Source organism: Propionispora vibrioides (assembly GCF_900110485.1).
GTDB classification, from domain to species: Bacteria; Bacillota; Negativicutes; order Propionisporales; family Propionisporaceae; genus Propionispora; species Propionispora vibrioides.
In genome coordinates, this window is the sequence record NZ_FODY01000009.1 from 21,412 (window position 1) to 45,510 (window position 24,099).

Below are 24,099 nucleotides of genomic sequence, written 5' to 3' on the forward strand. Positions count from 1 at the left end.
TAAGCGGGAGTTATCGGATCGAAGATGTTGCAAATTAGACAATCCTTGTTGACATGATGTAATTCGTGCTGCGAATAAATCAGTTGTTAGCCAGGTTGTCTTTTTTATTGGCAGGTGCTTTTCGGGTGACGAGAGATACAATATTTTGCAAGTGTATAGTGGCTATACAGCTTGTTGTATACCACAATTATGATGTATAGTTACTTATATGGCATATGTTTAGCAATAAGGGGATGGAAAAGTGGAGTCTTTGATTTCTATCAGCGAAATGGCTAAATTGCACGGATTGACCAGACAAACTTTAATTTATTACGATGATATTGATTTGTTCAAGCCAGTCAAAGTAGACGGGAAGGGCTATCGGTATTACAGTAAGCATCAAATTCCTTATTTGCGGGAGATTTGCTTTTTAAAGTCTTTGGGGGTTGGGCTTAAAGAGATTGTGGCCCATTTCCAGGAACGCTGCCCCAAACGGGAGATGGCTCTCCTGGAGAAACACAAGGAAAATGTTCTTCGCGAGATTGCCCGGCTGAACAAGATCAGGGAATCCATCAACCAAAGGCTCAATATCTATGAAGAGGCGGTCGATGCGGACACCATGCAGATGCAGGAGCCGTTTATCCGTCCGATTGTGGTGCGACAGGCGATTTTTAAAGAGTATGTCAAACCGATTAATAAGGAAAACCTGCATATCACGCTAATGAACTTGTGGCGGGAGATCTTTCAAAAGGAAATGGTGCCTTCCAGCGGCTTCGGTTCTATTATAAAAAGGGAGTCCATTCTGGCCGGAGAGCCCTTGAAGGGGGCTGGCAGTTGTATTTTTTTATCACCCTGGAGTAAGGAGCATTCGCACACCGTGGAAATTCCGGCTGCCAACTATGCCTGCATGTACAAATACGGCATGCCTTATGACATGGCCTATGTGGACAAGCTCATGGACTGGATCAAGAAGAACGGCTATGAACTGGTGGGCGATATTGTTGATGTCTGCCTGCTGGACACCACTTTTTATAAAGATCAGAAACCACTTGATTTTTGCATGTTGCAGGCCCCAATAAAATTGTAAGAAAATTTCTATAAAAATAGAAAAGCCTCTTGACTGTATGCTTGCTTTACAGATTATCATTGAGTCCATAAATTGCGGTTGCGTAATTTAGGGTAAAGCATTCTAAAACTGTCAGGAGGTTTTTGTTATGTCACAGGAAGTTAATGATTTGAGATCTGCCCTGGAGCTATTAAAAAACATACCGGGCCAATTGGTTTCTACCGACGTGGAAGTAGACCCGGCCGCCGAATTGGCAGGGGTTTACCGCTATGTTGGTTCGGGCGGAACAGTGGCCCGGCCGACCAAGCTGGGGCCGGCGATGATATTTAACAAGGTGAAAGGCCATTCCGGGGCCCGTGTGGTCATCGGTGTGCTGGCCGATCGCAAACGGGTAGCGACGCTGCTCGGCACTAAGCCGGACCGGTTGGGCTTCTTGCTGCGTGATGCTGTGAAAAACGCTATTCAGCCGGTGGTGGTAGGCCCGGAAAAGGCCCAGTGCCAGGAAGTAGTCTATAAAGCAACCGATCCTGATTTTGATATTAGAAAGATTCTCCCGGCACCGACCAATACGCCGGAAGATGCCGGTCCCTACGTTACGTTCGGCATGTGCTACGCTTCGGATGTGGAAACCGGTGAGTCCGATGTGACCATTCACCGCTTGTGCCTCCAGTCCAAAGACGAGATATCCATGTTCTTTACCCCTGGGGCCCGCCACCTGGGCGCTTTCCGGGAAAAGGCGGAAGCCTTGGGCAAGCCGTTGCCCATTTCCATTAGCATTGGGGTCGATCCCGCCATTGAAATTGCTTCCTGCTTCGAGCCTCCTACCACACCGCTGGGCTTCAATGAATTGTCCATTGCCGGCGCTATTCGCGGCAAGGCGGTAGAGCTTGCTCCCTGTCTGACGATTAAGGAAAACTGCATCGCCAATGCAGAATATGTAATCGAAGGAGAGCTGCTGGTAGGCAAACGGATTCGTGAAGATATCAACACCAATACCGGCAAGGCGATGCCTGAATTCCCGGGCTACACCGGTCCGGCCAACCCGGAAGTGCCGGTCATTAAGGTCAAAGCCATTACTACCCGCAAGAATCCGATCATGCAGACTTGCATCGGGCCTTCCGAAGAGCATGTCAACATGGCCGGCATTCCCACCGAAGCCTCCATTATCGACATGGTGGAACGGGCTATGCCGGGACGTTTGCAAAACGTATACGCTGCGCCTCCCGGTGGTGGCAAGTTCCTGGCGGTGCTCCAGTTTAAAAAGGGAGTTCCTTCCGACGAAGGCCGTCAGCGTCAGGCTGCGCTGCTTGCATTCTCTGCTTTCCCTGAATTGAAACATGTTATTCTGGTGGACGAGGATGTTGATTTGTTCGATATGAGCGACGTCATGTGGGCGATGACCACCCGCCTGCAGGGTGATGTGGACATCATCAACATTCCCGGCGTACGCTGCCATCCGCTGGACCCGTCCAATGATGCGACCTGCAGTTGGACCATCCGGGATCATGGCATTGCCTGCAAGACCATCTATGATGCCACGGTGCCGATGAAGGAAAAACACCGCTTTGCCCGTGCCAAGTTTATGGAAGTGGACCCGAAAGAATGGCTGCCCGATTTTGAAGCGTAAGCACGAAAAAGGAGTGGTATCCCTTAGTGAGGCGATGGAGTCCTTGCTAAGGGACATCACACCGTACTTTGCAAGGAGGAAAAGTAATGGGAAAGAATAAAGGAATTATCGGCTTCATTCTGGGCCTTGTCGTCGGAGCGCTACTTTATTTTATCAACATTCCCGGCCTGAGCCATGAGGGACATTTGTGTTTGGCCTTTTCATTGATGACAGTTATCTTCTGGGCTTTCGGCATTGCCCAGCCAGGTTATACTTCCGGTCTTTATTTACTCTTGCTGGCTGTGTTTAAAGTGGCTCAACCGACTTTGATTTTTTCTACCTGGACAACTTCTATGATGTACCTGATCATCGGGGCCTATTTAATTGCGACGGCAGTGAAGGAATCGGGCCTGGGTGAAAGAATTGCCTATTGGTACATTTCCAAATATGTTACCAATTTTAAGAGCATTATTATCTCTATCTTTGCCCTGACGTTTATTTTGTCGCTGCTCATTCCCCATCCCTGGCCGCGGGCTTTTCTGATCATGTCGGTTATGGCCGTGGTGGTTAAAAGCGCTAATATTCCCAAAGAGGATGCGGTTAAGATCGGCTTTACCGTGTTTACGGCGTCCATTCCGGTGTCGATGATTTTTCTGACTGGTGACGCATCGATTAACCCTTTGGCGGCAGCAAGCTGCGCGCCGGAAACGGTGGGCTGGATGGAATGGTTTAAAGTCATGGGCTTGCCGATGATTGTGACCAGCTTCATTACTATGTTCATGCTTATGTTCATGTTCAAACCCAGCCGGGAAGTGGAAGTGAATAAAGCGGAGATTGCCCGGAAACGGGCCGAACTGGGTCCGATGACCGGCAAAGAGAAGCGTACGGCTTTTTGGGTTATTCTGGCCATTATCCTTTGGATGACCGATACGATTCATGGTATCGATATTGGCTGGGTTACGCTGTTCATCGCGGTGATGATGGCCATGCCGAAAGTGGGCGGTATTCTGACTCCCGGCAGTTGGAGCGGTGTGCCGGTACAAACCCTGCTCTTTCTGACGGCAGCGGTGGCTATCGGCCGTGTCGGGGCTGCTACCGGTATGAACGCCTGGATTGCCCAGACATTGCTGCCCAGTACGGTGCCGGAAAATATGTTTGTCTTAGCCGCCTTCATCACCTTTGTTTCCATTTTGATTCATCTGTGCTTCGGCAGCGTTATTGCCGTAATGGGGATCGTGATCCCGGCCATGCTGGCTTTTACCAAGCCCATGGGGCTAACGAGCATTATTCCTGTTATGATTGCCTATACGGCCATCAACGCTCACTTTATCCTGCCGTTTCATAACCTGGCGATTTTGGTTGGGACCGGCGAGGAAAACGGCATGTATACGGAGAAAGAAACTATTAAGTTCGGTGTTCCTTTCACGCTGGTGCTCTTCATTATTACTTGCGTGATCGAAATACCATGGTGGAAAGTGATCGGTTTGTGGTAAACTAATTTACGTTGGATAAATGGGGAAGGGTGTTATGTCATGCGTTTAATCGTAGGTATTTCCGGAGCCAGTGGTGTTATTATGGGCTATTATCTGTTGAAAGCTTTACGGCAGATTCCGGACATGGAGGTGCATGTGGTGGTTACCGAAGGGGCGGCGAAGACTTTTGAGTACGAAACCGAGCTGTCGGTGGCGGAAGTAACAGCCTTGGCCGATGTGGTACATGATCACACCAATATGGCAGCCAGCATTTCCAGTGGCTCTTTTAAAACGGACGGCATGATCATCATTCCCTGCAGTATGAAAACGGCAGCGGGTATCGCTGCCGGTTTTGCGACCAATTTGCTGCTGCGGGCCGCTGACGTATGCATCAAGGAAGGGCGCAAGGTGGTGATTGTGCCGCGCGAAATGCCGCTGAGCCGGATTCATCTGCGCAATATCAAGGAGCTGTCCGATTGCGGCTGTGTGGTCATTCCGCCGGTTTTGACCTTTTACAATGGCGCTCAGTCCGTGGAAAAGCAGATTCAGCATATTATCGGCAAGATATTAATGCAGTTTGGGATAGATTACAAAGAGTTTGTGCCATGGGAAGGGGCGGAATGAGATGCTTTCCACCAGTCTGACGGTTGGGGACAAGCCTTATGCAATCACGGCAATGGTTACGCTGTGCGGTCACGATGCTGTAATCGCGGTCGGCGGCGGGGAGGCGCCTCATGTAGGGGCCGCCGCACTGGCCTCGCCCCGGCCCAGCCTGGAGCAGAACGGCGAGATTTCGGCGACTGCATCGGTGCTGTGTGTCATGGGCCATAAGGATGATCTGCTGGCCAGGGACGCGGCGCTGCGGCTGGCCAGCCGGCTGAATACCACGGTGCTGGTATCGGTGGGCCTGCACCTGGATCAGGCGACTAAAGAAGATATCCGGCAATTGCAGGTTAATTTTGATCAGATGATATCTGCTATCGAGATCTGGCTGAAGCACCAGAAGAGGTGAGCCTTGTAGTTTAATCAACTGGGTGTAGTAAAATCAGCCGAGTATGGTAGTAGTAGCAATACACAGCGACAATTGATATTAAAACGGTAGTAGAGCAAGATAAAATCCCTTCACTTAGGCTAATCGCCAAGGTGAAGGGATTTTTTATTTGTTCCCTATATAAAACGTCAGCATTCTGTACGGATAAAGAATAGAGGCAGTTCTTGGGTAGTTGAATTTCTCGCGATTATGAAATGTATCTAAATAGGAGTCGGCACACAGGAAGAATTATTGCTTCTTTAAAACTACCAGTTTTGGGGGGATGCCAACACGTCCGGCTATATCATAAAAACTGCATTCTGGATGCTCATGAAGTAGTTTGTCTGGCATAAGTAATTCAACTGCGAATGCATTGGCTTGCCTTTCGATACGATCTATAGAATATAACGTGTAGCGTTTTAAAAAGGGGGTATTAACGTTTGGATGTAGTATTGCATGTCCAAGTTCATGAGCGCAGGTAAAGCGACACTCATCTTCGGAAAGTGTGTTATTGATATGGATGAACTTAATTCTATAATCGTTAGTGAAATAGCCCATGGTTTCCCCTAAATTTTCATATATGATGTTAACTTTTAATTTATGGGCCAGTATAAAGGGGGAATTTGTTTTATACTTATTTATTAGTTTTTCTACAGTATCCTTTATCATGAAAGAAATCCTCCCGTGAGGCTATTTCCTGTATTTTTTTGGGGTAAATTTCTGCTTTGCCATTTGTTTTGCAAGTCTTAAGGTATTTTCCAAAGAAATGCGGAGTAATTCCTTGTCGTCTTCAGACATAGGTTCCTCTCCATCGTAGTAGGCTATCGCACTATTTCCGGGCATGAGGTCAGTCAGAAGAGATTCGAGCCTTTTTTGGATACTGTGTTCATCTTTAGCTGTAAGGGGAGGGAGAGAGGCGGTTTCTTTCTTTTCTTCAATTAGGTCTGACTTTTGAATACCAAAATAATTTGCTAACATCTCAATTTTGTCTATACGGGGGTATTTATTTCCGTTTACCCAGTCTGTAAAAGTAGAATACTTAAATCCCAAATCATTGCAAACCTGGTTTCGGTCTTTCTTGTATTTTTCCATGTAGAATTTAAGGTTTTTTGACATAATTTCTTTATTTCCTAAGTCGCTCATTACGGTTCCTCCTGAGACTTGGTAATCTCATTGTATGCTTAAGTCGTAAATTTTTCAATAATTATTTTAAGATATTACGCTTTAAAGGTTGACTTTACGCTTTAAGCGTTTTATAATTGGCCTAAGAATTAGAGTTGACTTAGATAAATAGCATTCTAAGTGGTACAACATATATAGCCTAGAAAGGAATCGGCTATTTAAAATACAGCAGAGCGAATGAATAGTGCATTCGACGATATTCTGATTAGAGAAACAGATGGTAATTTTTTATATAAAAACGCTTTAAGCATTTACACTTATTGGGAGAGTTTCTATTTGTCATAGACAGTTTTTTTACGTGTACAAATCTAGGATTAAAAAAATAAAGGAGTTGGTTCTATGGAAGCCATTGCTTTCGTTGCCGGAATTGTGGTGCTAATAATTGTTGCTCAGATTACAGAAGATGTAAGTCATCGACAATTGCAACAGCAGTTTTGGCGTAACAACTATAACCATACTAAGCGCAACAGTAGTGAATCCCAACGGATGTTTGCGGTTGAAATGATCAATTGCTCGAAGAACCGAAAGAATTAACAGCTATATTTACCCAGGCACCAGGCAACAACATTGCCATCTGATCGGCCGGGATTAGAATAGGGAGGGGTTTACATGGCAAAAATTATTGACATTAAAGAGCAGATTAAGAGAGAAAACAAAGTAGCATCGCACTGGCTTATTCATTATAGAGAGCGAAAAAGGGAGCATGATGAGTTTCGCCAGGAGATTTCAGCAGGAAATCGGCAGCACGATGAAAATGTTGGAGGAAGCCGTTCGTCTCTTCCCGGTAAACCAGTTGAAAATATGGTTTGTAAACTGGATGAACACGATACGAATAATACTGCCAAATGGCTACAGACAATAGAAGATGTAAAATCCATTATTGGACCTAAAAAATGCCAGCTACTCGAACTACGACAGAAATGTCAATTTTATATGTCGCCAGATGGCGGCCGTCCTGGATGGATCGCGCCGGTACAGCAACAGTTTGGTGAAGTTGCAGGGTGGTGCCCGGCAGAGCAAACACTTAAAAATATGTGGTCGGATCTTATCACTATAACAGTTAGAGTGGCGAGAGTTCGTGGTTGTGAATTTTAAGTTTCGTACTAGTACAAAACTTGCTGCTTTACATGGTAAGATAATAGTGTGAAATCGTTGTAAATGAATTTTAAAGCAATATGATACATATGCCGTCCAGGAGGGCGGTTTTTTATTTCCCTTCTAGGTGGAATGTAAATTAATGCTGATAAATGCAGCACGGTTTATTTTTCAATACAGTGGTATTGTGTAACAAAGAAGCAAAGAAGACCAGAGTATTGAGGAACTGCAGTCAGTGAGGGAAGAATTACAATTGTGAATTATTGTTTCGTACTGCTACAAAACCAATTATTTTTCATGGTAAGATGATAGTATGAAATTGTTGTAAATGAGTTTCTGATGTGATACACGTGATGCCGTTCGAGTAGAGTGGTTTTTTATCTTCATTCTTAGATTCATTCATATCGATTCAATGCAGAAATTACTGTGTGACAAAGAATCAAAGAGGATTAGAGATTGAGATAACAAGAGTTAGAGGGTAAAGAATCACAGTTGCGAATTTTTTGTTTCGTACTAGTACAAAACCCTCTTTTTTTCATGGTAACATAGTAGTATGAAATCTTTGCAAATGAATTAAAAAACCAAATATATTACATGGCTACGACCGTCCAATAGGGCGGTTTTCTTTATTCTCATTTTTAGGCGGTGGTTAATGTATGTTGATTAAATGTGACGCAAAATGCGCTTGTCAATATGACGGCTATTGCATTCGCAAATGGCAAGGCTTGCAATGTCGTGATATAACTCATGGAAAATATCAGGATATTTTTATTGAGGTGATCCATATTCCGTGCGAACCTTGCCGCTATTAAGCGGCTATTTTTTATACCATAACAGGGAGAGGTGATGGGGTGGAAAACTTTCTAGGGACGATCGTTCAAATCATTACAGTGCTTGGATTTATGGCCGTACTGGTTAAATTGTTAATTGTTAATCCGCTACAGACGGCCATAACCGCACTGAATGATGCCGTAAAAGAATTGAAAACAGTACTCACCCGGATTGAGGAGGAGCAAAAAAACATAGGAAATAGGCTGGCTCGTACAGAGGAATCCTTAAAGTCCGTGCACAAGCGCGTAGATAAATTGGAGGGAAAGGTTCATGAGTGAGTGGCAAATGGTTCTGTTGGCCGCCGGCATATTATTGGCGGCTAATCTGTTAGTTATGGGGCTATTTGTGTTGTTTGCCAAACTGCCGGACGGTCGGCTTAGCCAGGTAATCAGGGGGATTATCTATTGGCTTGATGAGTTTGCGGATGATATGACAAACAAGGAAAAAAAGCAAGATGCAATCCGGCAGTTTACTGAAGTTTTAGGCTGGCGCCGCATTTTGGTACCGGCCGCGCTGATCGGGTGGGTGATTGATGCGGAGGTAGCCGCTATACGAAAAATGCAGGCGGCGACGAATACGCCGGACCTGCATGTAGAGGGGGAAGATATAAGTGTACAAGGTAACATTGGAGGAACTAAAACAACTGGCTTTAAAGGCCAAGAATGATTTATGGGCGCTGGCCCGGGCGAATGATCGAGATGTGAAGGTTTACCTCCATTGGTCTGCCGGCCATTATGGGCAGTTTTTCAGCGACTACCATATCAATATTGACAAGGATGGCAGCGTATATATGAGCACTAATGACCTGGCAACTGTACTGGCCCATACATGGCGCCGTAATTCTGGGGCGATTGGCGTATCCCTTGCGGCTTGCTACGATGCAACGACTCAAAACTGGGGGCCGGAACCGCCGACAGTCGCACAAATTGAGGCCATGGCCCAGGTGGTTTGTGTCTTGGCGAATGCATTGGATCTCACAATTGATTATGACCGGGTTATGACTCACGCGGAAGCAGCCAATGAGGATGGTTACGGCCCACAGCAAACATGGGAACGCTGGGACCTGTGGATTCTACCAGGTGTCAGCCTCGGCGAGGGTGGCAATATTATCCGCGGCAAAGCGAATTGGTATCGACAAAACGGTGTGACCTGACCGGCTGCACTTTATTAATTATTCAAAGGAGTGTATTAATATGGTCAATTTTTTGAAAAAGGTTGCTAATTGGTTCTTAGGGAAGGCAGAGGAGGTTGAAAAATTGGATGATGCTATTAAAGTAGCAGTTAATCAGCAGACCAAGCGAGCTTTCTATATCGGTGCTACTGTTGGGGTTACGGTCACGACGGTCATTGTTAGGATAATTGGATAAAGGAGATGATTAAAATTGATAAGAAAATTATTATCATTGCTGCTCTGTTTCTGGTTATTGCTACCGGCTGCTGGTATTTGTTCGGCAGCGGAGGCAACATATCAAATAACGGAGTCGGAGCTGACCAGGTTAGATCAGATCTTTCAGCAGTTGGACAGCAACAATCAGCAGCTATTGACGGACTTGGCCGCATCGAAACAGGACTTAGCGACGGCGCGGCAAAAGTTGGAACAATATCAGCAGGACTTAACGACACTACAAAGTCAATTGCTGCAACTGAGAGCCGAATCGATGCAAGTCAAAATGCAGCTAGAAGCAGCTCAGAACTCATTGCAGAAGGCCAACGAATCCTTGGACAAGTACGAGAAAGAAGTAAAAACGGAATATAGAAGTTTGAAATTGCAAAGAGATTTAGGTTTCTTAGCCGCAGTTTATTTTATGGTAAAAAAATAACCGCATATGCGGTAACAATGCTGTTTCTCTCTAGTACCCCAGTCAAATTTTACTGAGTTCGGTTTATTGGACAAAAGTAAAAGGCCCCGGAACTATATGAATTAATGAGAATTGGAGCCTCTTTCAAACGGTATTATTTTTGTTTTAATCTGAACCTATTGATGATCATCAAGGGAAATATAACTATTTATATAAGCTTACCTATGGATAGGATACTTTCCGTGATTTTATTGAATTGTTATCTATTTGGCTTCAAATCTCCTATTCTTTAATTAGTTTGAAGAATAGGCGGGTGCAAGTTCCATGTAAGACCCTAGATAAAAGGAGTTTTTGCTCAATACTTATTTTGACAGGTTCAGTCCATTGTTTGCAAGAGGGAGAAAACGGGAATGGAAAGTGGTCAAGTAGCAAGCGGGGTAAACTCTTGCTACTTAGTCAGGAAAACTGCATTGAGCGAGGAGTCATAGCGATAGGAGAAGCCTAAGAGATTATAAAAGTCGTCAGCCGTTATGGCAACCAGACCGTTTTGCAGCCTGGCCGGTTTGGTGAGCTGTTTGGTACTGCCGCCGACGGTCGTGCTGCCTACGGTGAAGAGATAACGAGTATTGGCATAAGTAAAGCTGGCTTGGGATGAATCGGCGCTAAAATCACCGGGCTTTAGCAGTGAATAGGCCGCTTTGCCGCCTGCATAGGAGCCATTTTCATATAAGGCACCAGTAGAAGAATTTCTATAGGAAACCTTTAGGCAATCTAAAGGGATGTACCAGTCTGCTCCGGCTTGACCAGCCTCGACGCCACTGTTATTCCCGTAAATGATGACCTGCGGCGAGAGGTATCTGTCCGGCAGTACAGTGGCCGGGAAGTCGGTGCCGGTCGTTTTGTCGATAGTATAAGTGTCAATGTAGCTGCCGTCTTGTTTGATGGCGCTTAAGGTCAGACGGGTGCCGTTGACCTGGGCAACGACATAACAAGGCATATCGTTAGCATCAAAGAAGAATTGATCCCAGACTTTTTTGGATAAGTCGGTATAATATTTATTGCCACCGCGGCCTGTTACATAGTATACGGTGCCCTGGCCCGGAGTCTTTTGGAAGACATCCCCTTTTATCGGATAAGTCCGGGATATGCCGTGATCGTGACCGTTGAGCACGACGTCGGCATGGTATTTTTCAATAATGGGGCAGAAGACGGCTTTGAGTGTTTCATTGGCCCGGGTCGCTTTGTTATAGTAAGGGGTTTTATGGAAGATGACAATTTTCCACTCTTTATTGGTGCTTTTTAAATCTTTTTCCAGCCACTCGGCCTGAGCGCGAAGAAAAGGATTGGCTAGAGGATTGGCGGGAGTGGAGTCATTCCCCGGGAACCGGACATGACCGTTCTCGGCGGTTACCTCTTCATCATACTGACTGTCGATGACCGTGAAATGGGCGTTGCCATAATCCCAGGAATAAGCCTGGGTCCGCAACTCTTGCGGGCCGTTTTGCGGCAGCTTGAATTGTTCAATATACTCATAGGGTTCGGAGACGGCGCCGGAAGGCGGCAACCAGCCGTGGTTGTAGGTCTCGTGGTTCCCCTGGCTGGGCATAGCGGGAATGGTGCGGATGATATCCTGGCAGCCTTCATACCAATGATTCCAGTGTGTGTAATACTGGCCGCATTCGGTCAGATCGCCGACATTGATGAAAAAGCGGGCGTCGGGGTTGGCGGCAAAGGCGGCGTGTACGTTGGATTTCCAGGGGCCGTATTCAGGATTGTCGGTGATGCCGCTTTGGGAATCGCCAAAAATCAGAAAGGTAAATTTTTTGATTCCGGCCGGCTGCGTGGTAAAGGTGCCTGCACTGCTCCAATTCAGACCGTCACCTACCCGGTAGGCATATTTCTTGCCTGGTGTAAGACCGGTTATCATTCCGGCGTGAAGATTTGCTTCCCCCAGATCGGAATACAAGTTTTCCACGGCTGTCTGGACAGAATGAGCCCAATGGGTAACAGTGTCGGCGGAGGCCGGTCCATTAAGCGGGGCATATTGGATGAGCCCTGTACTGACTGAAGTATCGGTACGCCAGGCAATGGTCTGAGTAGTGGCAGGATTATCGGACCAGGTCAAAGTAATATGGTCGGGTATGACCGACGCGCCGGGGCTTGCGGCGAAGACGCTACGGAGATCGAAGGGCAAGGATAAAAACAGGGCCAGTGAGCCTGTTCCTTTAAGGAAATTCCGGCGGGTTATGTTGCGCGGCTTTTGGATAAGCTCGAGCAATTCATCTTTTTTGTTCATAAGCATTCGCTTCCTTCTGTTTGGTATATGCCATGCTATCGGCTGTAACTGAACAGAGTTTTCTTACTAAGCTCATGCTATCATGAATTGGCGGCTCATATTTTAAAGAAAGGTTAATTTTTGGTTAACAATGGCACAGCCAGTCGCTTTGTTTGCAAAGGTTTGTCCATAGGGTATGTTAAGGCGTATAATATACGTATATATTGGGTGAACTTGGTTAAGTGGCTTTGGGGAAAGCCAGAGGAGGCATCAACAGTATGAATTGTAAAAAATCCCTTGCTATGTTACTGCTTTTTATTTTTCTTATGCCCGCTCAGTGTTTTGCCGGGGTGTATTCTAATCGGGTTGTTAATTTTACTGTCAACCTGCCGGAAACGTGGATACCGGTTGACTATAATGCTTTGGCGCAGGACGTGGTGTTCCTTCGTCACTTTCCCGGCGGCTATGACAGTTCGCTGACGATAAAGTCGCAGGAAGTTGATTCGTCGACGTCCTATACCTTGGACGATCTATCGGACAAACAAATGAAGGACCTTGTCGATTCGGCCTTTGACTCTACTGATAATGCCACTAACACGCTGATCGAGAACAAGGTGATCCAGGTGACCGGTCATAAGGCGTTATATTTTGTGACCCAAACAGAGGCGGATGGCACGAAAGTCGATACGATCTGGGTTCTGTTTCTGCTTAAAAATGTTTTTTATACGATTTCGGTCACAACCAATAGCAATACATACGATAAAGTGGTGTCCGACCTGCAGCAAATGCTAAAAACCTTCCGGCCCTATGAATTACCTGCCGAGGTTGTGTGAGCGACATGAAGCCATATTTATTTGTCCGGCACTGCAGGTAGGGGATAGGTTTTATATCAAACAGGTAAGACTACAGTAGCCTACTTGATGTGGCGGCTGCAGTCTTACCTGTTTTTTGTGGTTTATTTCTTTTCCATGACAAATAAAATCGTGAGATTGCAGTTGAGACAATTACTCCATGATCTTGGTTATATTCGTAACTCATCAATTTGCTTTTGCAGCAATTCAATTTGATCCTGTAATTTTTTTATTTCTGCCATCCATTCCTGCGATGACTTTTCTTCCTTTGTTTGATTATCGCTTTCTTCCTGCTTAGCGCTCATGGCATCGTTAAGTAATGTTCGCTGCGCGGCAATGACAAGCATAACTTGCGCCATTTCAAACAGGCCATTTCCCAGAAGGTTAAGCTCATCGATGGTTAATGATTGAGATACGGCAACACCAAAGACATAGAAAAGTAATGATGCTTCATCTGGACTTAAGTCAAGAAAAATGGATTCGTCGGGTGCTGTTTTATATTCGTCCAAAACACTTCACCCCGGCAAATGAGTTTTGTATCAACAACATATGTAGTATGAACGATATTTGTGTATTTTTTTGAAATGGCGGTGCCGGGTATTACATTTCTCAGTATGTGGAGGGGTGAAATAAAGTAAAAGCAAACCCCCGGAACCGGTTAAGGCTTCGAGGGTTTGCTTTTCAAATTAGCCGCTACATCCTATTTCTATGCATCGATATCTACTTGTGTCCCTAATGGCGAAGAAAGCGTCTTGTAAGATTGGAGGATTGAATTAGATCCGCTCAAGGAAGTTGTGCCGGTTGTTGTGGTGTTGTCATCGGTATATTGCAGCTCACCGGTGGTTAATTGATTGATAAAATCAAGACTGGATGATAAAGCGGTTGAGGAAGCAGCGTCTACGGAAAAATCATTCTGGCCGGAGAGGGTTTCCCGCGTTTTTAGCTCCGATAACGTTTCGGTGTTGATAGTATCCAGATTTACTAAATTCCCATCCAGGGAATACGCAGCAGAGGTGGCAAGGCCTAAGCTTGACATTAAGTCGGTGGAAAGGCCGCTGTCCTGCATCAGGGAGACTCCCAACTGAAAATCGGTCATAGCGGGATTATAGGTGAAATTCGCCGTAGATATACTCGGAATAGCAGACATTTCACACCTCCTCAAGAGTTATTTTATAATTAAATTATAATGATTCATCGAGCTTTTAGTAAACAATGAAAAATAGAAAAAATAGGCAGATCGGCGGAAGTAGCTGGTAAGGCAGCAGATAGCTTGGCAGAGCGTAGCCTTTCTTTATTTTTCGCTGGCAGAACTTTTCACTGCTTTATATGAAGAGCGGGGAGATAATAAAGAAGACGGTTTATAAGATGTTTTTGCCGGACAAACAAGGTGTGATAGAATAGATGACAGACGGTTTCTATCTTAAATTTTGGCAAGGAAGAGAAGAACGCTATGAGATATGCTCGTATTCTAACCATGTTATATCAGCGCTTGAAAATGAACGCCAGCGAACAGCCAGACAGACGGCCGCAGAGGCCGATTCCGGTGCTAAAGCCGGAAATAGACGAATTTATGGGTGGCGCATCGAAAGCGATATGGTTTGGACATTCCACGGTGCTTCTGCAAGTGGACGGCAAGCTTATCTTATGTGATCCGGTGCTATTCGAGCTTTTCTATGCATTTACTCTGTTTACCGGCAAGCGATTTACTAGGGAACTACCGCTGACAGCTGCAGCTATGCCGATGATTGATGTTCTTCTTTTGTCCCATGATCATTACGACCATATGGATTATCAGACGATTAAGGCCCTGAAAAATAAGGTGAAGCATTACTGTGTGCCGGAGGGGGTTGGCAAACGCCTTGAAAAGTGGGGGATTGCAAGGAATAAAATAAGCCAATGCAATTATGGGCAAACAGTTGACGTAGCCGGTCTGGCAATTTCGTGTACACCAGGCAAGCATTTCTCCGGCAGGGGGCTAAGGGACCGGAATAAAACTCTCTGGTGCTCGTGGGTGATTACCGGTAAAAAGACCAATATATTCTTTAGCGGGGACAGTGCTTATGGCCCGCATTTTAAAATGATTGGTGATACCTATGGACCCTTTGACATCACTTTTGTGGAATGCGGGCAGGCTAACGCTTTATTCGGTCATGTTCATATGATCCCGGAAAAGGCGGTACAAGCGCAAATCGATCTTAGAGGCCGGGTGATGGTGCCCATCCATTGGGGCATGCTCAGTCAGTCCAATCCTGACTGGACTGAACAGGTGGAACGGCTGCTGACCGAGGCCCAGGCAAAAGCTGTGCCGGTCATCACGCCGATGATTGGGGAAATGATTGCAATTGGCGAAAAGCACTATCCGGAACACCGCTGGTGGCAGGATTACCGATGAAAAAGTGTAATATAAAGAATCATCATCTTTAACTTTGCCGGTAGACGTATCCTAAAATTGTCGTCGACCGGTAATAGCGTAAAAATCCCGGGAGATCGACGACAAACTGATGTTGTTCCTAAAGGGATTGCATGATTAGAGCGGAAATGTACTGGTTGACGGTCTTTTCATGCATCTAGGATTTCTGCAGGATAGAATGGGTTAATAGACTACCTATAAGGAATTGAAACATTCTACTTTCATGGGCATTTTCACCATCCCGCTTTTCGTTAATAGACTACCTATAAGGAATTGAAACACGGCTGCCGGTATGTGTCTACAAATAACTGGTTTTTGTTAATAGACTACCTATAAGGAATTGAAACTATATCAGATACCATATCCAGAAGCATTAGACGACGTTAATAGACTACCTATAAGGAATTGAAACCTTCAAGTTTTGCTTGCGCTTCCTCAAGTTCTTTCTGGTTAATAGACTACCTATAAGGAATTGAAACAAGATGAAAGCCATAAAGCAGCGCAGCCCATGTCCCTCGTTGATAGATTACCTATAAGGATTTGAAACACAACATGACTGTATATATCCAGTACGACCCTGGTGTTGATAGACTACCTATGAGGAATGGGTTCTTTACATTTATTTACAATGAAGTTCTTTAAAGTTACTGCTACTGGAGGGCAGGTAGGTTATAATATACTTAGAAAACATATCCTGGAGGTGTGTATAATGACCTTAGCTGAAAAGTTATTGAAAGAATTTCAGGAGCTGCCTGAGGAAAAAAAACAGCAAGTTATTGATTTCGTTGAATTCCTCAAAAGTAAGCAGCAAAAGGAAATAGAAGTCATGATAGATGAGATTATTGATACCAATAAAGAAGCTTTATTGGAGTTGGCTAAGTAATGCGCAATTTATCACTTGCAGATATTATCTTGTTGCATGAAAAGGTTATTGCTAAAACTGGTGGAAGCCAAGGTATACGAGATATTAATCTGATTAAGAGTGGCATCGGTCGGGCATTTGCTACTTTTGACGGTAAAGACTTATATAAAACTATTGAGGCAAAGATTGCCGTTATTACTCATAGTTTGATAAGTAATCATGGCTTTATTGACGGCAATAAACGAGTTGGAATTGTTGCCATGTTATTGTTACTGAAATTAAATGGATATAGGTTATGTTATAGCCAGCAAGAGCTAATTGACTTAGGTCTTGGAATAGCTGCCGGCAAGTTTAATGAACATGATATCCAAGTGTGGATTACGGGACACAGAACAATATAACTAATTGACGAATGAAAAACAGAAAATTCATGTATTGTGATTTGCTTAAGTGCAGGGAGGACAAACTATGCATTTGGACATTCATTTTCGTATGATTGCCGGGAGAAGTCTGGTTTTGCCGGTCAACTATAACTACATTGTGCAAAGCGCATTGTACCATTCCCTTGATACAGACTTGGCTGAATTTTTACATGAAAAGGGTTATCAGAACGGATCGCGTACCTTTAAGCTGTTTAGTTTTTCCTTGCTGCAAGGTCCTTATCGGATTGACAAGATAAAAAAGAATATTGAATTTGGACAAGAACTTAAACTGACGATTTCTTCACCGCTGGAGGATTTTTGCCAGTCCCTAGTTACCATACTGATGACCAGAGGGAGCATGCGATTGGGAGCACAGAACGTAATGATTGAAAAGGTGCAGGCCCGGCAGCTAGCGGTTGGTGGGGAAAAGGCGGTCATCCGTACTTTATCACCGGCGGTGCTTTACAGTACCATGCTGCGGCCTGATGAACGTAAATATACAGTCTATTTTCAGCCCGGCGAGTCGGACTATGGGCGATTATTTAACGAGAATCTTCACAAAAAATATGGTGCCCTTTGGGGTGAGGATTCACCAGCGGGCACTGTGGCAGTTAAGCCATTAGGTTTGCAAAAAATGAGGTTAGTTGTCTATAAGGAAACGATTATCAAAGCTTATTCCGGTACCTTGCTGTTGAATGGTCCGCAACCACTACTACAATTGGCTGTGGATGCTGGAATCGGTAGTAAAAACAGCCAGGGCTTTGGCTGTGTTGAACTAGTAGGAAAATGAGATTTAAAGACTTATTATGATTATTTTATGGAGAGAAAACTTATTAGAAGGAAGCAAACGGGGAGGCATATTTATATGCTTCCCTCCTTTTATCTAAGTAGAATACCACATGCTAGGGCATGTTTTCAAACTATCCGAAACGACCCCTGACGGCGCTTTTTGTGCCATACTTCGTTAATATTTTTTGAAATAGGGGCCGCTATTCCGGCAAAATGTCGCCTCGTCTGGCGCAAAAATTACTCGTCATAGATCATTCCGTTAGTTTGAAGACACACTCTAGGGCGAATGATTTTGTTGAGCAGGATTATTTTTTTACAGGCAGGTTATTGTCTGAAAATGTCGAAATATGGCTATAACAATTATAGGAGGAACCTTATGACATTACTTGATAGTACGATACATTCAGCAGAAGTTACCAAAAAGTTAATGCCTCTGGATTGCTGCATTATGATTACTGATCCTAGCGGTCTTATTGTAAAATTTGTCCCTGCTCAAACTTTTGACATGGGCGTTCGTGAAGGTGACTACGCTGTCAGGGGCGGGACTGTCGATGAGTGCATAAGAACCAAGAGCAGTATTCATAAATCATTGCCGCAGGAACTATATGGTGTTCCCATTAAAGCAACTTGTGAACCTTTATTTGAAGATGGAAAGTTTATTGGCGCCTATGCTATTGGATTGAGTTTGGAAACACAAGCCACGCTCCAGCAAACAGCCCAAGCTATAGCAGCCACCAGTGAAGAAATTACGGCTACTACCGAAGAGCTGGCAGCTACGGCCACAGAGTTAGCCAGAGACTTGGAAAAGTTGAAGCAAAGCAGTAAGTTGGTTGCTGAGCACGTTGACAAAACAGAAGAAATATTAAGTTTTGTAAGTGAAGTCGCCGTTAGCTCCAATCTGTTGGGGTTAAATGCTGCGATTGAAGCAGCACGGGCCGGTGATGCGGGACGGGGGTTTGCCGTTGTTGCGTCTGAAATACGGAAGATGGCAGATAATAGTGCACGGTCGGTGACGGAAATAAAGAAGATAATTAATGCGATTAAAAGCGAAACAGAAGTCATTACCCTGGGGATTATTGAATCTACGGCCATAGGTGAACGACAGGCCACCGCCAGTAATGAAATTGCCTCGGCAATGCAGCAGTTGGCTTCCTCTGCAACTAATGTTGAAAATATAGCGCAGATTATTTAATGAGCCCTTTCAAAGTTGATGGATCATTAGTACTAAACCAAGGCTCCCCGTACAGCCAGTAGTGGCTGTACGGGGAGTTCTTTTTGTGCAAAGCTCAAACCTTTCAAGTGTGAGTTGCCGACAAATAAAGTATTGTGTAATTTTGATAAGAATTTACCAGTGCAGCGAAAGGGTAGTTTAGTTTTCTGTGTTATAATAGAAAATTAAGGAAGGTATGACTACCTTTTTTAGAAGTGAAACAAGATTAATGAAAGGGCTGGGCAAATGATTATCAAAATAGAAGGGGATGTCTTGGACAATCTATCGAAGACAGAACGGCAGATTGTGCAGTTTATTAATGAGCATGAGCACGATTTGGCAAAGATGTCTATTGTCGATATTGCCTTTGAAACTTTTTCTTCACCTTCTACCGTATCCAGAGCTATCCGAAAATGCGGAATTAACGGTTTTAATGAGCTGCGGTATAAGCTGACTTTGCCCAATAAAAACAGGGAGTTAACCAGTATCAATGAAATTATGAACAAATCCTTGGTGGAAGCGACGGAGGTACTGCAAAGAATTTCATTAACCAATGTACTGGCGGTAGTCAACGAGATCCGTGCGGCCAAGGGACAAAAGATATATATTTTTTCACGGGGACTTACCGAACAAGTGGTAAAAGAGTTTAGTCTGAAATTAGAGCTTTTAAATTATGACATTACACAAACCGGAGATCCCAATATCATTATAAATTTGAGTAAACGATTAAAAAAGAATCAATTGGTGATCATTGTTTCGTTGAACGGGCAAACGCCAGAACTGATCGAAGCGGCCCAAAACGCCTATTTGGCTGGTGCCAAGACGATAGTCATCTGCTGTTCGGATAAAAGTCCGCTGTTGCAATATGCCTATCGCTATTTGGTAGGGTATCGCTATGAAAAAATTTCGATTAAAGAATTTGAAGTAACATCGAGAGTGCCTTTGTTTATCATATCAAGAATTCTTGTGGATTATTTGGTGGAACAGGAGAATATAGAAGCAGCTGATAAGTAGTTCTTGGGACTTATAACAATTGAATATTCTTGTGGATGTAAAAAAACGTGAAAATTCGTTTGCGAAAAACGAAAAGATTTTCACGTTTTTTTATTCTATGATGAAGGGGAATTTCAAACCGAGATGGGGGAATTAGATGAATACGATTCTATCAACCAGACAAATGCTCAGGGATGCACAAAAATATAAATATGCTGTTCCGGCGTTTAACATTCACAATATGGAGACGATGCAGGTAGTTGCCGATGTGGCAAAAACGATGCGCTCACCGCTGATTATTGCGGTTACACCATCCACACTTGACTATGCCCGCACAGAATATATTGTGGCGATGGCAGCGGCTGCCGCCGCCGATATGGATACACCGGTAGCCATTCATTTGGATCATTTTGAGGACAGCGATAAAATAAAGCAAGCGATTCAGGCAGGATTCCGCTCTTGTATGATTGATGCTTCAAAAGAACTTTTTGAAAAAAACATCGAGATGGTGAAAGAAGTAGTTGCCTACGCCCATCGCTATGATGTAACGGTGGAAGCCGAGCTGGGGAAATTGGTAGGCGTAGAAGATGATCTGGTTGTAGCTGAAAAAGAGGCGGCTTATACCAATCCGGCGGATGCCATGCGTTTTGTAGAGGCTACCGACATCGACTCTTTGGCAGTAGCGATCGGAACCGCCCATGGGCTATATAAGGGGAAGCCGAAGCTTGATTTTGACAGACTCCGGGAAATCCGTGAAAAAGTGGAGATTCCTCTGGTGTTGCATGGGGCCTCCGATGTGCCTGATGAATTGGTTGAAAAGGCCATTTCGCTAGGAATTTGTAAAGTGAATATTGCCACCGACCTGAAGATTCCATTTTCCAATGCCTTGAAGCAATTTTTTGCCGAAAATCCAACGGCAAGTGATCCCCGTAAATACATGACACCGGGGAAAGAGGCTATGCGAAAAATAGTTGAACATAAAATCCTTGTTTGCAAGAGTCAGAACAGGTATTGAAAGAGCAGGGGGAAACAGGGATGATCTATACATTGACTACCAATCCGGCCATTGATATGAATCTTACCGGGCGGGAGATCAAAAAAAATCAGGTAAACCGCACGTTTAATACGGTATATTCGCCTAATGGTAAGGGGATCAATGTGGCGTTGGTCTTACGACATTTTGGTGTGGAAACAACTGCCTTGGGCTTTTTCGGTGGATTTACTGGCCGATATATTATCGACCGGTTAACGGAGCTTAAGTTGCCGGTTAAACCAATCTGGGTAGAAGATATAACCAGGATCAATGTTTTCGTCAATGACGGTCCTGATGAATATAAATTCGTTAATAGCGGGTCCTTTGTCCCGGAAAGCAAACAAAGAGAGTTGTTGGCCCAGTTGCAGCAGCTTGACGATTGTACGCACCTTGTGATTAGCGGCAGCCTGCCGCAGGGAATTTCGGAAGACTATTATAGAGATATTTTACAGATATGCCATCAAAAAGACATTCAAGTGATTTTGGACATTAGTTCTCTTAATTTAAAGGATTTATTGCAGGAGCGCCCCCTATTGATTAAACCCAATGATGAAGAAGTACAAAAGATCTTTGGCCTTCCTGTCCGTTCGGATGAAGATGCATTCACGGTGATGAGACTTTTAAAAAAACAAGGAGCACAAAATGTGTTGCTGACTTTGGGGGCCGTAGGAGCTTATTTCAGTGATGGCAGAATGTTGTATCGGTGTAGCGCGCAAAAAGTGAAATTACTGAGTTCTGCCTGTGCCGGAGATGCGGCGCTGGGGGCATTTTTAAGTAAGTGGCTGGCGGCCGGTGGGGACATAGAAGCTGCATTAAAAAGATCAGCGGCTACAGGGGCCAATGTAGCCGAGAGTGAAGGACTGGGGGATTTTTCTTCCGTTGATACCTATATAAAAAATATCATAGTGCGAAAGGTGGGCCAAGTATGATGAAAAAACTTTTGGCAGTGACCGGGTGTCCGACCGGTATTGCCCATACCTTTATGGCGGCGGAAGCGCTGAAGAATGCAGCCCAGGAAATGGGCGTACAGATCAAGGTGGAAACCAATGGGGCCATTGGGGCGGAAGGTGTGTTAACACCGGGAGAAATCAAAGAAGCCGATTGCATTATCGTTGCCTGTGATAAGAAAGTGGATATGGAGCGCTTTAACGGCAAACCAGTGCTGGAAGTGCCGGTAGCCCAGGGAATCCGTAAATCCAAGGAACTGATAGAAAAAGCGTTGTCGGGGCAGGTGCCGGTCCGGGGTGGCCAACTGAACAGCAGCGTGACAGTGTTTGAGGAAAAGAGCGGCGTTGGGCATGAAATCTATAAGCATCTGATGAACGGTGTATCCCATATGATTCCCTTTGTGGTTGCCGGAGGAGTACTCATTGCCGTTTCCTTTTTGTGGGGAATTTATTCGTTTGATCCCAACTCGGAACAGTATAATCCAACGGCCGCACTATTGAAACAGGTAGGCGGGTTTTCGATGGGACTGATGGTGCCTATTCTGACCGCCTATATTGCTCAATCTATCGCGGATCGTCCCGGATTGGTTGCCGGTTTTGTGGCCGGGACGATTGCTGCTGCCACAGGGTCCGGTTTCCTTGGCGGGATTATCGGTGGTTTTCTGGCAGGCTATGTGGCACTTTTTTTGATTCGGTCGATGACAAGCTTGCCTAAACAATTAGAAGGATTCAAATCGATTTTTCTTGTGCCTTTGATTAGTGTTGCTCTGGTTGGCACGGTTATGTATTTGCTGGCAGGCCCGGTGGCAGCGATCAATACCTATATGATGAATTTCCTGGCGAATCTGCAGAACTCCAATCCCATCCTGTTAGGCATTGTCATTGGCTGTATGAGTGCTTTTGACATGGGCGGTCCGGTGAATAAAGCGGCTTATGTTACCGGCACACTGCTGCTGGGGCAGGGCAATTATTATTTTATGGCCGGCGTATCGGCAGCCTGTATTACCCCGCCGATTCTAATTGCACTGGCTACCACGCTGTTTAAAAGTAAATTTACGGAAGACGAACGGGCTGCGGGAGCGGTTAACTATATACTTGGGGCTACTCACATTACGGAAGGGGCGATTCCGTTTGCCGCAAAATCCCCGCTGACTGTTTTGCCGATCTTAATGCTGGGATCTTCTTTGTCCGCGGTATTAACCTACATGATGAAGATTCAGGTTCCGGCACCTCATGGCGGATTTTTGATTCTGGCACTTGTCGATAAACCGTTAGCCTGGGTATTGTGCATTCTGGCAGGATCTTTAATCGGTGCTTTGCTTTATGGATTTACAAGAAAGAGGGTTGAAGGAAACCATGGAGATATTCAGGGAAGATACAATATGTCTGAACTTGGAAGTGCAAAATAAAACAGACGTGATAGCAAAAATGGTGAATATGCTGGATCAGTCAGGCGTTTTAAACGATAAGGCAGCCTATGAACAGGCTGTATGGGCCAGGGAAGCGATCGCATCGACAGGAATCGGGTTTGGAATTGCGATACCCCATGCCAAGTCGAAGGCGGTTAAAAAGCCAAGAGTAGCTGTTGCTATTGTCAAAGAAGGTGTAGATTACCAAAGTGAGGACGGCAGTCCGGCCTATTTGATTTTCATGATTGCAGCTTGCGCTGGCGAGGATGATTTGCACTTAAGAGTGCTGGCCCGGTTATCACGTAAATTGATTGATCCGGTATTTCGCAATACATTGCTGCATGCCGTGGATAAGAAAGAAATCATGACCTGTTTAAAACAAGTGTGAAGAAAATTTTAAAAGTCATCCTTTTTATTCAGTTGGGAGCAGGCTGTGAACCTGCTCCTTTACCATTTGTTTGCAGTTAAATGTTTTTCCTCTCCAGGGAGGTTGGAACGAGAGTGGTAGGTGCTGATATACTCCATTTATAGGCCGGATGGTCAAATTCCATTGGTTGCACTTTCCCTAATATATTGATATATTTAAGAAGAAATAGAAAAATTGGGCGAGATTCCACCTTTGCCTTATTTGTCGTCGATCCCCAATAGCGTAAAAATACCGGGAGATCGACGACAAACAGACTGCCAGGTTCGAAACGGATAAAATAAGCCTTTGCCGTATATTTGATGAATCAGAATGGTTAGTTCGTCATAGGGCTTCTTTCTGGTGAAAATCGAATAATGTCTTGAATTTATTGGTCTTTGATGGGTTGATAGACTACCTATAAGGAATTGAAAC

Annotated in this window: 28 protein-coding genes; 23 read left to right on the forward strand and 5 right to left on the reverse strand. The window is 44.7% G+C overall.

Annotation, left to right across the window (positions count from 1 at the left end):
- Positions 1-241 precede the first annotated feature (241 nt).
- The 5 genes from BMW43_RS09110 (at position 242) to lpdD (ending at position 5,135) form a co-directional block, all read left to right on the forward strand.
- Positions 242-1,066, forward strand: coding sequence for a MerR family transcriptional regulator (locus BMW43_RS09110; RefSeq protein ID WP_091746082.1), 825 nt, complete (start codon positions 242-244; stop codon positions 1,064-1,066).
- A gap of 127 nt (positions 1,067-1,193) precedes the next feature.
- Positions 1,194-2,672, forward strand: a complete 1,479-nt coding sequence (locus BMW43_RS09115; RefSeq protein WP_091746086.1) for a UbiD family decarboxylase — start codon at positions 1,194-1,196, stop codon at positions 2,670-2,672.
- A gap of 86 nt (positions 2,673-2,758) precedes the next feature.
- Positions 2,759-4,144 (forward strand): SLC13 family permease, encoded by a 1,386-nt coding sequence (locus tag BMW43_RS09120; protein ID WP_091746089.1) that lies wholly within the window; start codon positions 2,759-2,761, stop codon positions 4,142-4,144.
- Positions 4,145-4,183: 39 nt separating this feature from the next.
- The gene (locus BMW43_RS09125) at positions 4,184-4,747 is read left to right on the forward strand and encodes a UbiX family flavin prenyltransferase (protein ID WP_091746092.1); all 564 of its coding nucleotides are present in this window, start codon (positions 4,184-4,186) and stop codon (positions 4,745-4,747) included.
- 1 nt (position 4,748) lies between these two features.
- Positions 4,749-5,135, forward strand: coding sequence for a prenylated flavin chaperone LpdD (gene lpdD, locus BMW43_RS09130; RefSeq protein ID WP_091746094.1), 387 nt, complete (start codon positions 4,749-4,751; stop codon positions 5,133-5,135).
- Positions 5,136-5,402: 267 nt separating this feature from the next.
- On the opposite strand, the gene BMW43_RS09135 is transcribed toward lpdD, so the two are convergent.
- Together BMW43_RS09135 and BMW43_RS20880 are read right to left on the reverse strand one after the other, a co-directional pair.
- Entirely contained in the window at positions 5,403-5,822 is a 420-nt protein-coding gene (locus BMW43_RS09135) for an ImmA/IrrE family metallo-endopeptidase (RefSeq protein WP_091746098.1), read from the reverse strand.
- A gap of 21 nt (positions 5,823-5,843) precedes the next feature.
- Complete coding sequence (locus BMW43_RS20880) at positions 5,844-6,296, reverse strand: helix-turn-helix domain-containing protein (protein ID WP_143050598.1); 453 nt, start codon at positions 6,294-6,296, stop codon at positions 5,844-5,846.
- Between the two features lie 378 nt (positions 6,297-6,674).
- Between BMW43_RS20880 and BMW43_RS09145 the strand changes: the two genes are divergently transcribed.
- The 7 genes from BMW43_RS09145 (at position 6,675) to BMW43_RS09165 (ending at position 10,017) form a co-directional block, all read left to right on the forward strand.
- Positions 6,675-6,869, forward strand: a complete 195-nt coding sequence (locus BMW43_RS09145) for a hypothetical protein (protein WP_091746101.1) — start codon at positions 6,675-6,677, stop codon at positions 6,867-6,869.
- 75 nt (positions 6,870-6,944) lie between these two features.
- The gene (locus BMW43_RS09150) at positions 6,945-7,430 is read left to right on the forward strand and encodes a hypothetical protein (protein ID WP_091746104.1); all 486 of its coding nucleotides are present in this window, start codon (positions 6,945-6,947) and stop codon (positions 7,428-7,430) included.
- Between the two features lie 851 nt (positions 7,431-8,281).
- On the forward strand, positions 8,282-8,539 hold the full coding sequence (locus BMW43_RS09155; protein WP_245732297.1) for a hypothetical protein: 258 nt from the start codon (positions 8,282-8,284) through the stop codon (positions 8,537-8,539).
- Complete coding sequence (locus tag BMW43_RS21515) at positions 8,532-8,927, forward strand: hypothetical protein (protein ID WP_245732299.1); 396 nt, start codon at positions 8,532-8,534, stop codon at positions 8,925-8,927. Before BMW43_RS09155 ends, BMW43_RS21515 begins: the two co-directional genes overlap by 8 nt.
- Positions 8,872-9,414 (forward strand): peptidoglycan recognition protein family protein, encoded by a 543-nt coding sequence (locus BMW43_RS21520; RefSeq protein ID WP_245732301.1) that lies wholly within the window; start codon positions 8,872-8,874, stop codon positions 9,412-9,414. Before BMW43_RS21515 ends, BMW43_RS21520 begins: the two co-directional genes overlap by 56 nt.
- A 40-nt stretch (positions 9,415-9,454) precedes the next feature.
- Positions 9,455-9,628 (forward strand): hypothetical protein, encoded by a 174-nt coding sequence (locus tag BMW43_RS21090; RefSeq protein ID WP_177173523.1) that lies wholly within the window; start codon positions 9,455-9,457, stop codon positions 9,626-9,628.
- 5 nt (positions 9,629-9,633) lie between these two features.
- A complete protein-coding gene (locus BMW43_RS09165; RefSeq protein ID WP_143050599.1) occupies positions 9,634-10,017 on the forward strand; it encodes a hypothetical protein in 384 nt (127 codons plus the stop codon).
- 491 nt (positions 10,018-10,508) lie between these two features.
- Here the strand turns inward: BMW43_RS09165 and BMW43_RS09170 are convergent, their stop codons facing one another.
- Positions 10,509-12,356 (reverse strand): purple acid phosphatase family protein, encoded by a 1,848-nt coding sequence (locus BMW43_RS09170; RefSeq protein ID WP_091746109.1) that lies wholly within the window; start codon positions 12,354-12,356, stop codon positions 10,509-10,511.
- A gap of 257 nt (positions 12,357-12,613) precedes the next feature.
- On the opposite strand from BMW43_RS09170, the gene BMW43_RS09175 reads away from it, so the two are divergent.
- Positions 12,614-13,168, forward strand: a complete 555-nt coding sequence (locus BMW43_RS09175) for a PsbP-related protein (RefSeq protein ID WP_091746112.1) — start codon at positions 12,614-12,616, stop codon at positions 13,166-13,168.
- Positions 13,169-13,356: 188 nt separating this feature from the next.
- Here the strand turns inward: BMW43_RS09175 and BMW43_RS09180 are convergent, their stop codons facing one another.
- On the reverse strand, positions 13,357-13,695 hold the full coding sequence (locus BMW43_RS09180) for a BREX-1 system adenine-specific DNA-methyltransferase PglX (RefSeq protein WP_245732303.1): 339 nt from the start codon (positions 13,693-13,695) through the stop codon (positions 13,357-13,359).
- 197 nt (positions 13,696-13,892) lie between these two features.
- Entirely contained in the window at positions 13,893-14,333 is a 441-nt protein-coding gene (locus BMW43_RS09185) for a hypothetical protein (RefSeq protein ID WP_091746115.1), read from the reverse strand.
- A gap of 303 nt (positions 14,334-14,636) precedes the next feature.
- On the opposite strand from BMW43_RS09185, the gene BMW43_RS09190 reads away from it, so the two are divergent.
- From BMW43_RS09190 to BMW43_RS09235, 10 genes are all read left to right on the forward strand, one after another.
- Positions 14,637-15,578, forward strand: coding sequence for an MBL fold metallo-hydrolase (locus BMW43_RS09190; RefSeq protein ID WP_245732305.1), 942 nt, complete (start codon positions 14,637-14,639; stop codon positions 15,576-15,578).
- A gap of 727 nt (positions 15,579-16,305) precedes the next feature.
- A complete protein-coding gene (locus BMW43_RS09195) occupies positions 16,306-16,479 on the forward strand; it encodes a DUF2281 domain-containing protein (protein ID WP_091746118.1) in 174 nt (57 codons plus the stop codon).
- Positions 16,479-16,859: a type II toxin-antitoxin system death-on-curing family toxin gene (locus tag BMW43_RS09200; RefSeq protein WP_091746121.1), complete on the forward strand. Its 381-nt coding sequence runs from the start codon at positions 16,479-16,481 to the stop codon at positions 16,857-16,859. The genes BMW43_RS09195 and BMW43_RS09200 overlap by 1 nt, the downstream gene beginning before the upstream one ends.
- 67 nt (positions 16,860-16,926) lie before the next feature.
- The gene (cas6, locus tag BMW43_RS09205) at positions 16,927-17,670 is read left to right on the forward strand and encodes a CRISPR-associated endoribonuclease Cas6 (RefSeq protein WP_091746124.1); all 744 of its coding nucleotides are present in this window, start codon (positions 16,927-16,929) and stop codon (positions 17,668-17,670) included.
- A gap of 375 nt (positions 17,671-18,045) precedes the next feature.
- Positions 18,046-18,861 (forward strand): methyl-accepting chemotaxis protein, encoded by an 816-nt coding sequence (locus BMW43_RS09210; protein ID WP_177173524.1) that lies wholly within the window; start codon positions 18,046-18,048, stop codon positions 18,859-18,861.
- Positions 18,862-19,125: 264 nt separating this feature from the next.
- Positions 19,126-19,893, forward strand: a complete 768-nt coding sequence (locus BMW43_RS09215; RefSeq protein WP_091746130.1) for a MurR/RpiR family transcriptional regulator — start codon at positions 19,126-19,128, stop codon at positions 19,891-19,893.
- 136 nt (positions 19,894-20,029) lie between these two features.
- Complete coding sequence (locus BMW43_RS09220; RefSeq protein WP_091746134.1) at positions 20,030-20,887, forward strand: tagatose bisphosphate family class II aldolase; 858 nt, start codon at positions 20,030-20,032, stop codon at positions 20,885-20,887.
- Between the two features lie 20 nt (positions 20,888-20,907).
- Complete coding sequence (locus BMW43_RS09225) at positions 20,908-21,834, forward strand: 1-phosphofructokinase family hexose kinase (RefSeq protein ID WP_091746137.1); 927 nt, start codon at positions 20,908-20,910, stop codon at positions 21,832-21,834.
- Positions 21,831-23,261: a PTS fructose transporter subunit IIC gene (locus BMW43_RS09230; protein ID WP_245732307.1), complete on the forward strand. Its 1,431-nt coding sequence runs from the start codon at positions 21,831-21,833 to the stop codon at positions 23,259-23,261. The genes BMW43_RS09225 and BMW43_RS09230 overlap by 4 nt, the downstream gene beginning before the upstream one ends.
- Complete coding sequence (locus BMW43_RS09235; protein WP_177173525.1) at positions 23,209-23,649, forward strand: PTS sugar transporter subunit IIA; 441 nt, start codon at positions 23,209-23,211, stop codon at positions 23,647-23,649. The genes BMW43_RS09230 and BMW43_RS09235 overlap by 53 nt, the downstream gene beginning before the upstream one ends.
- Positions 23,650-24,099 lie beyond the last annotated feature (450 nt).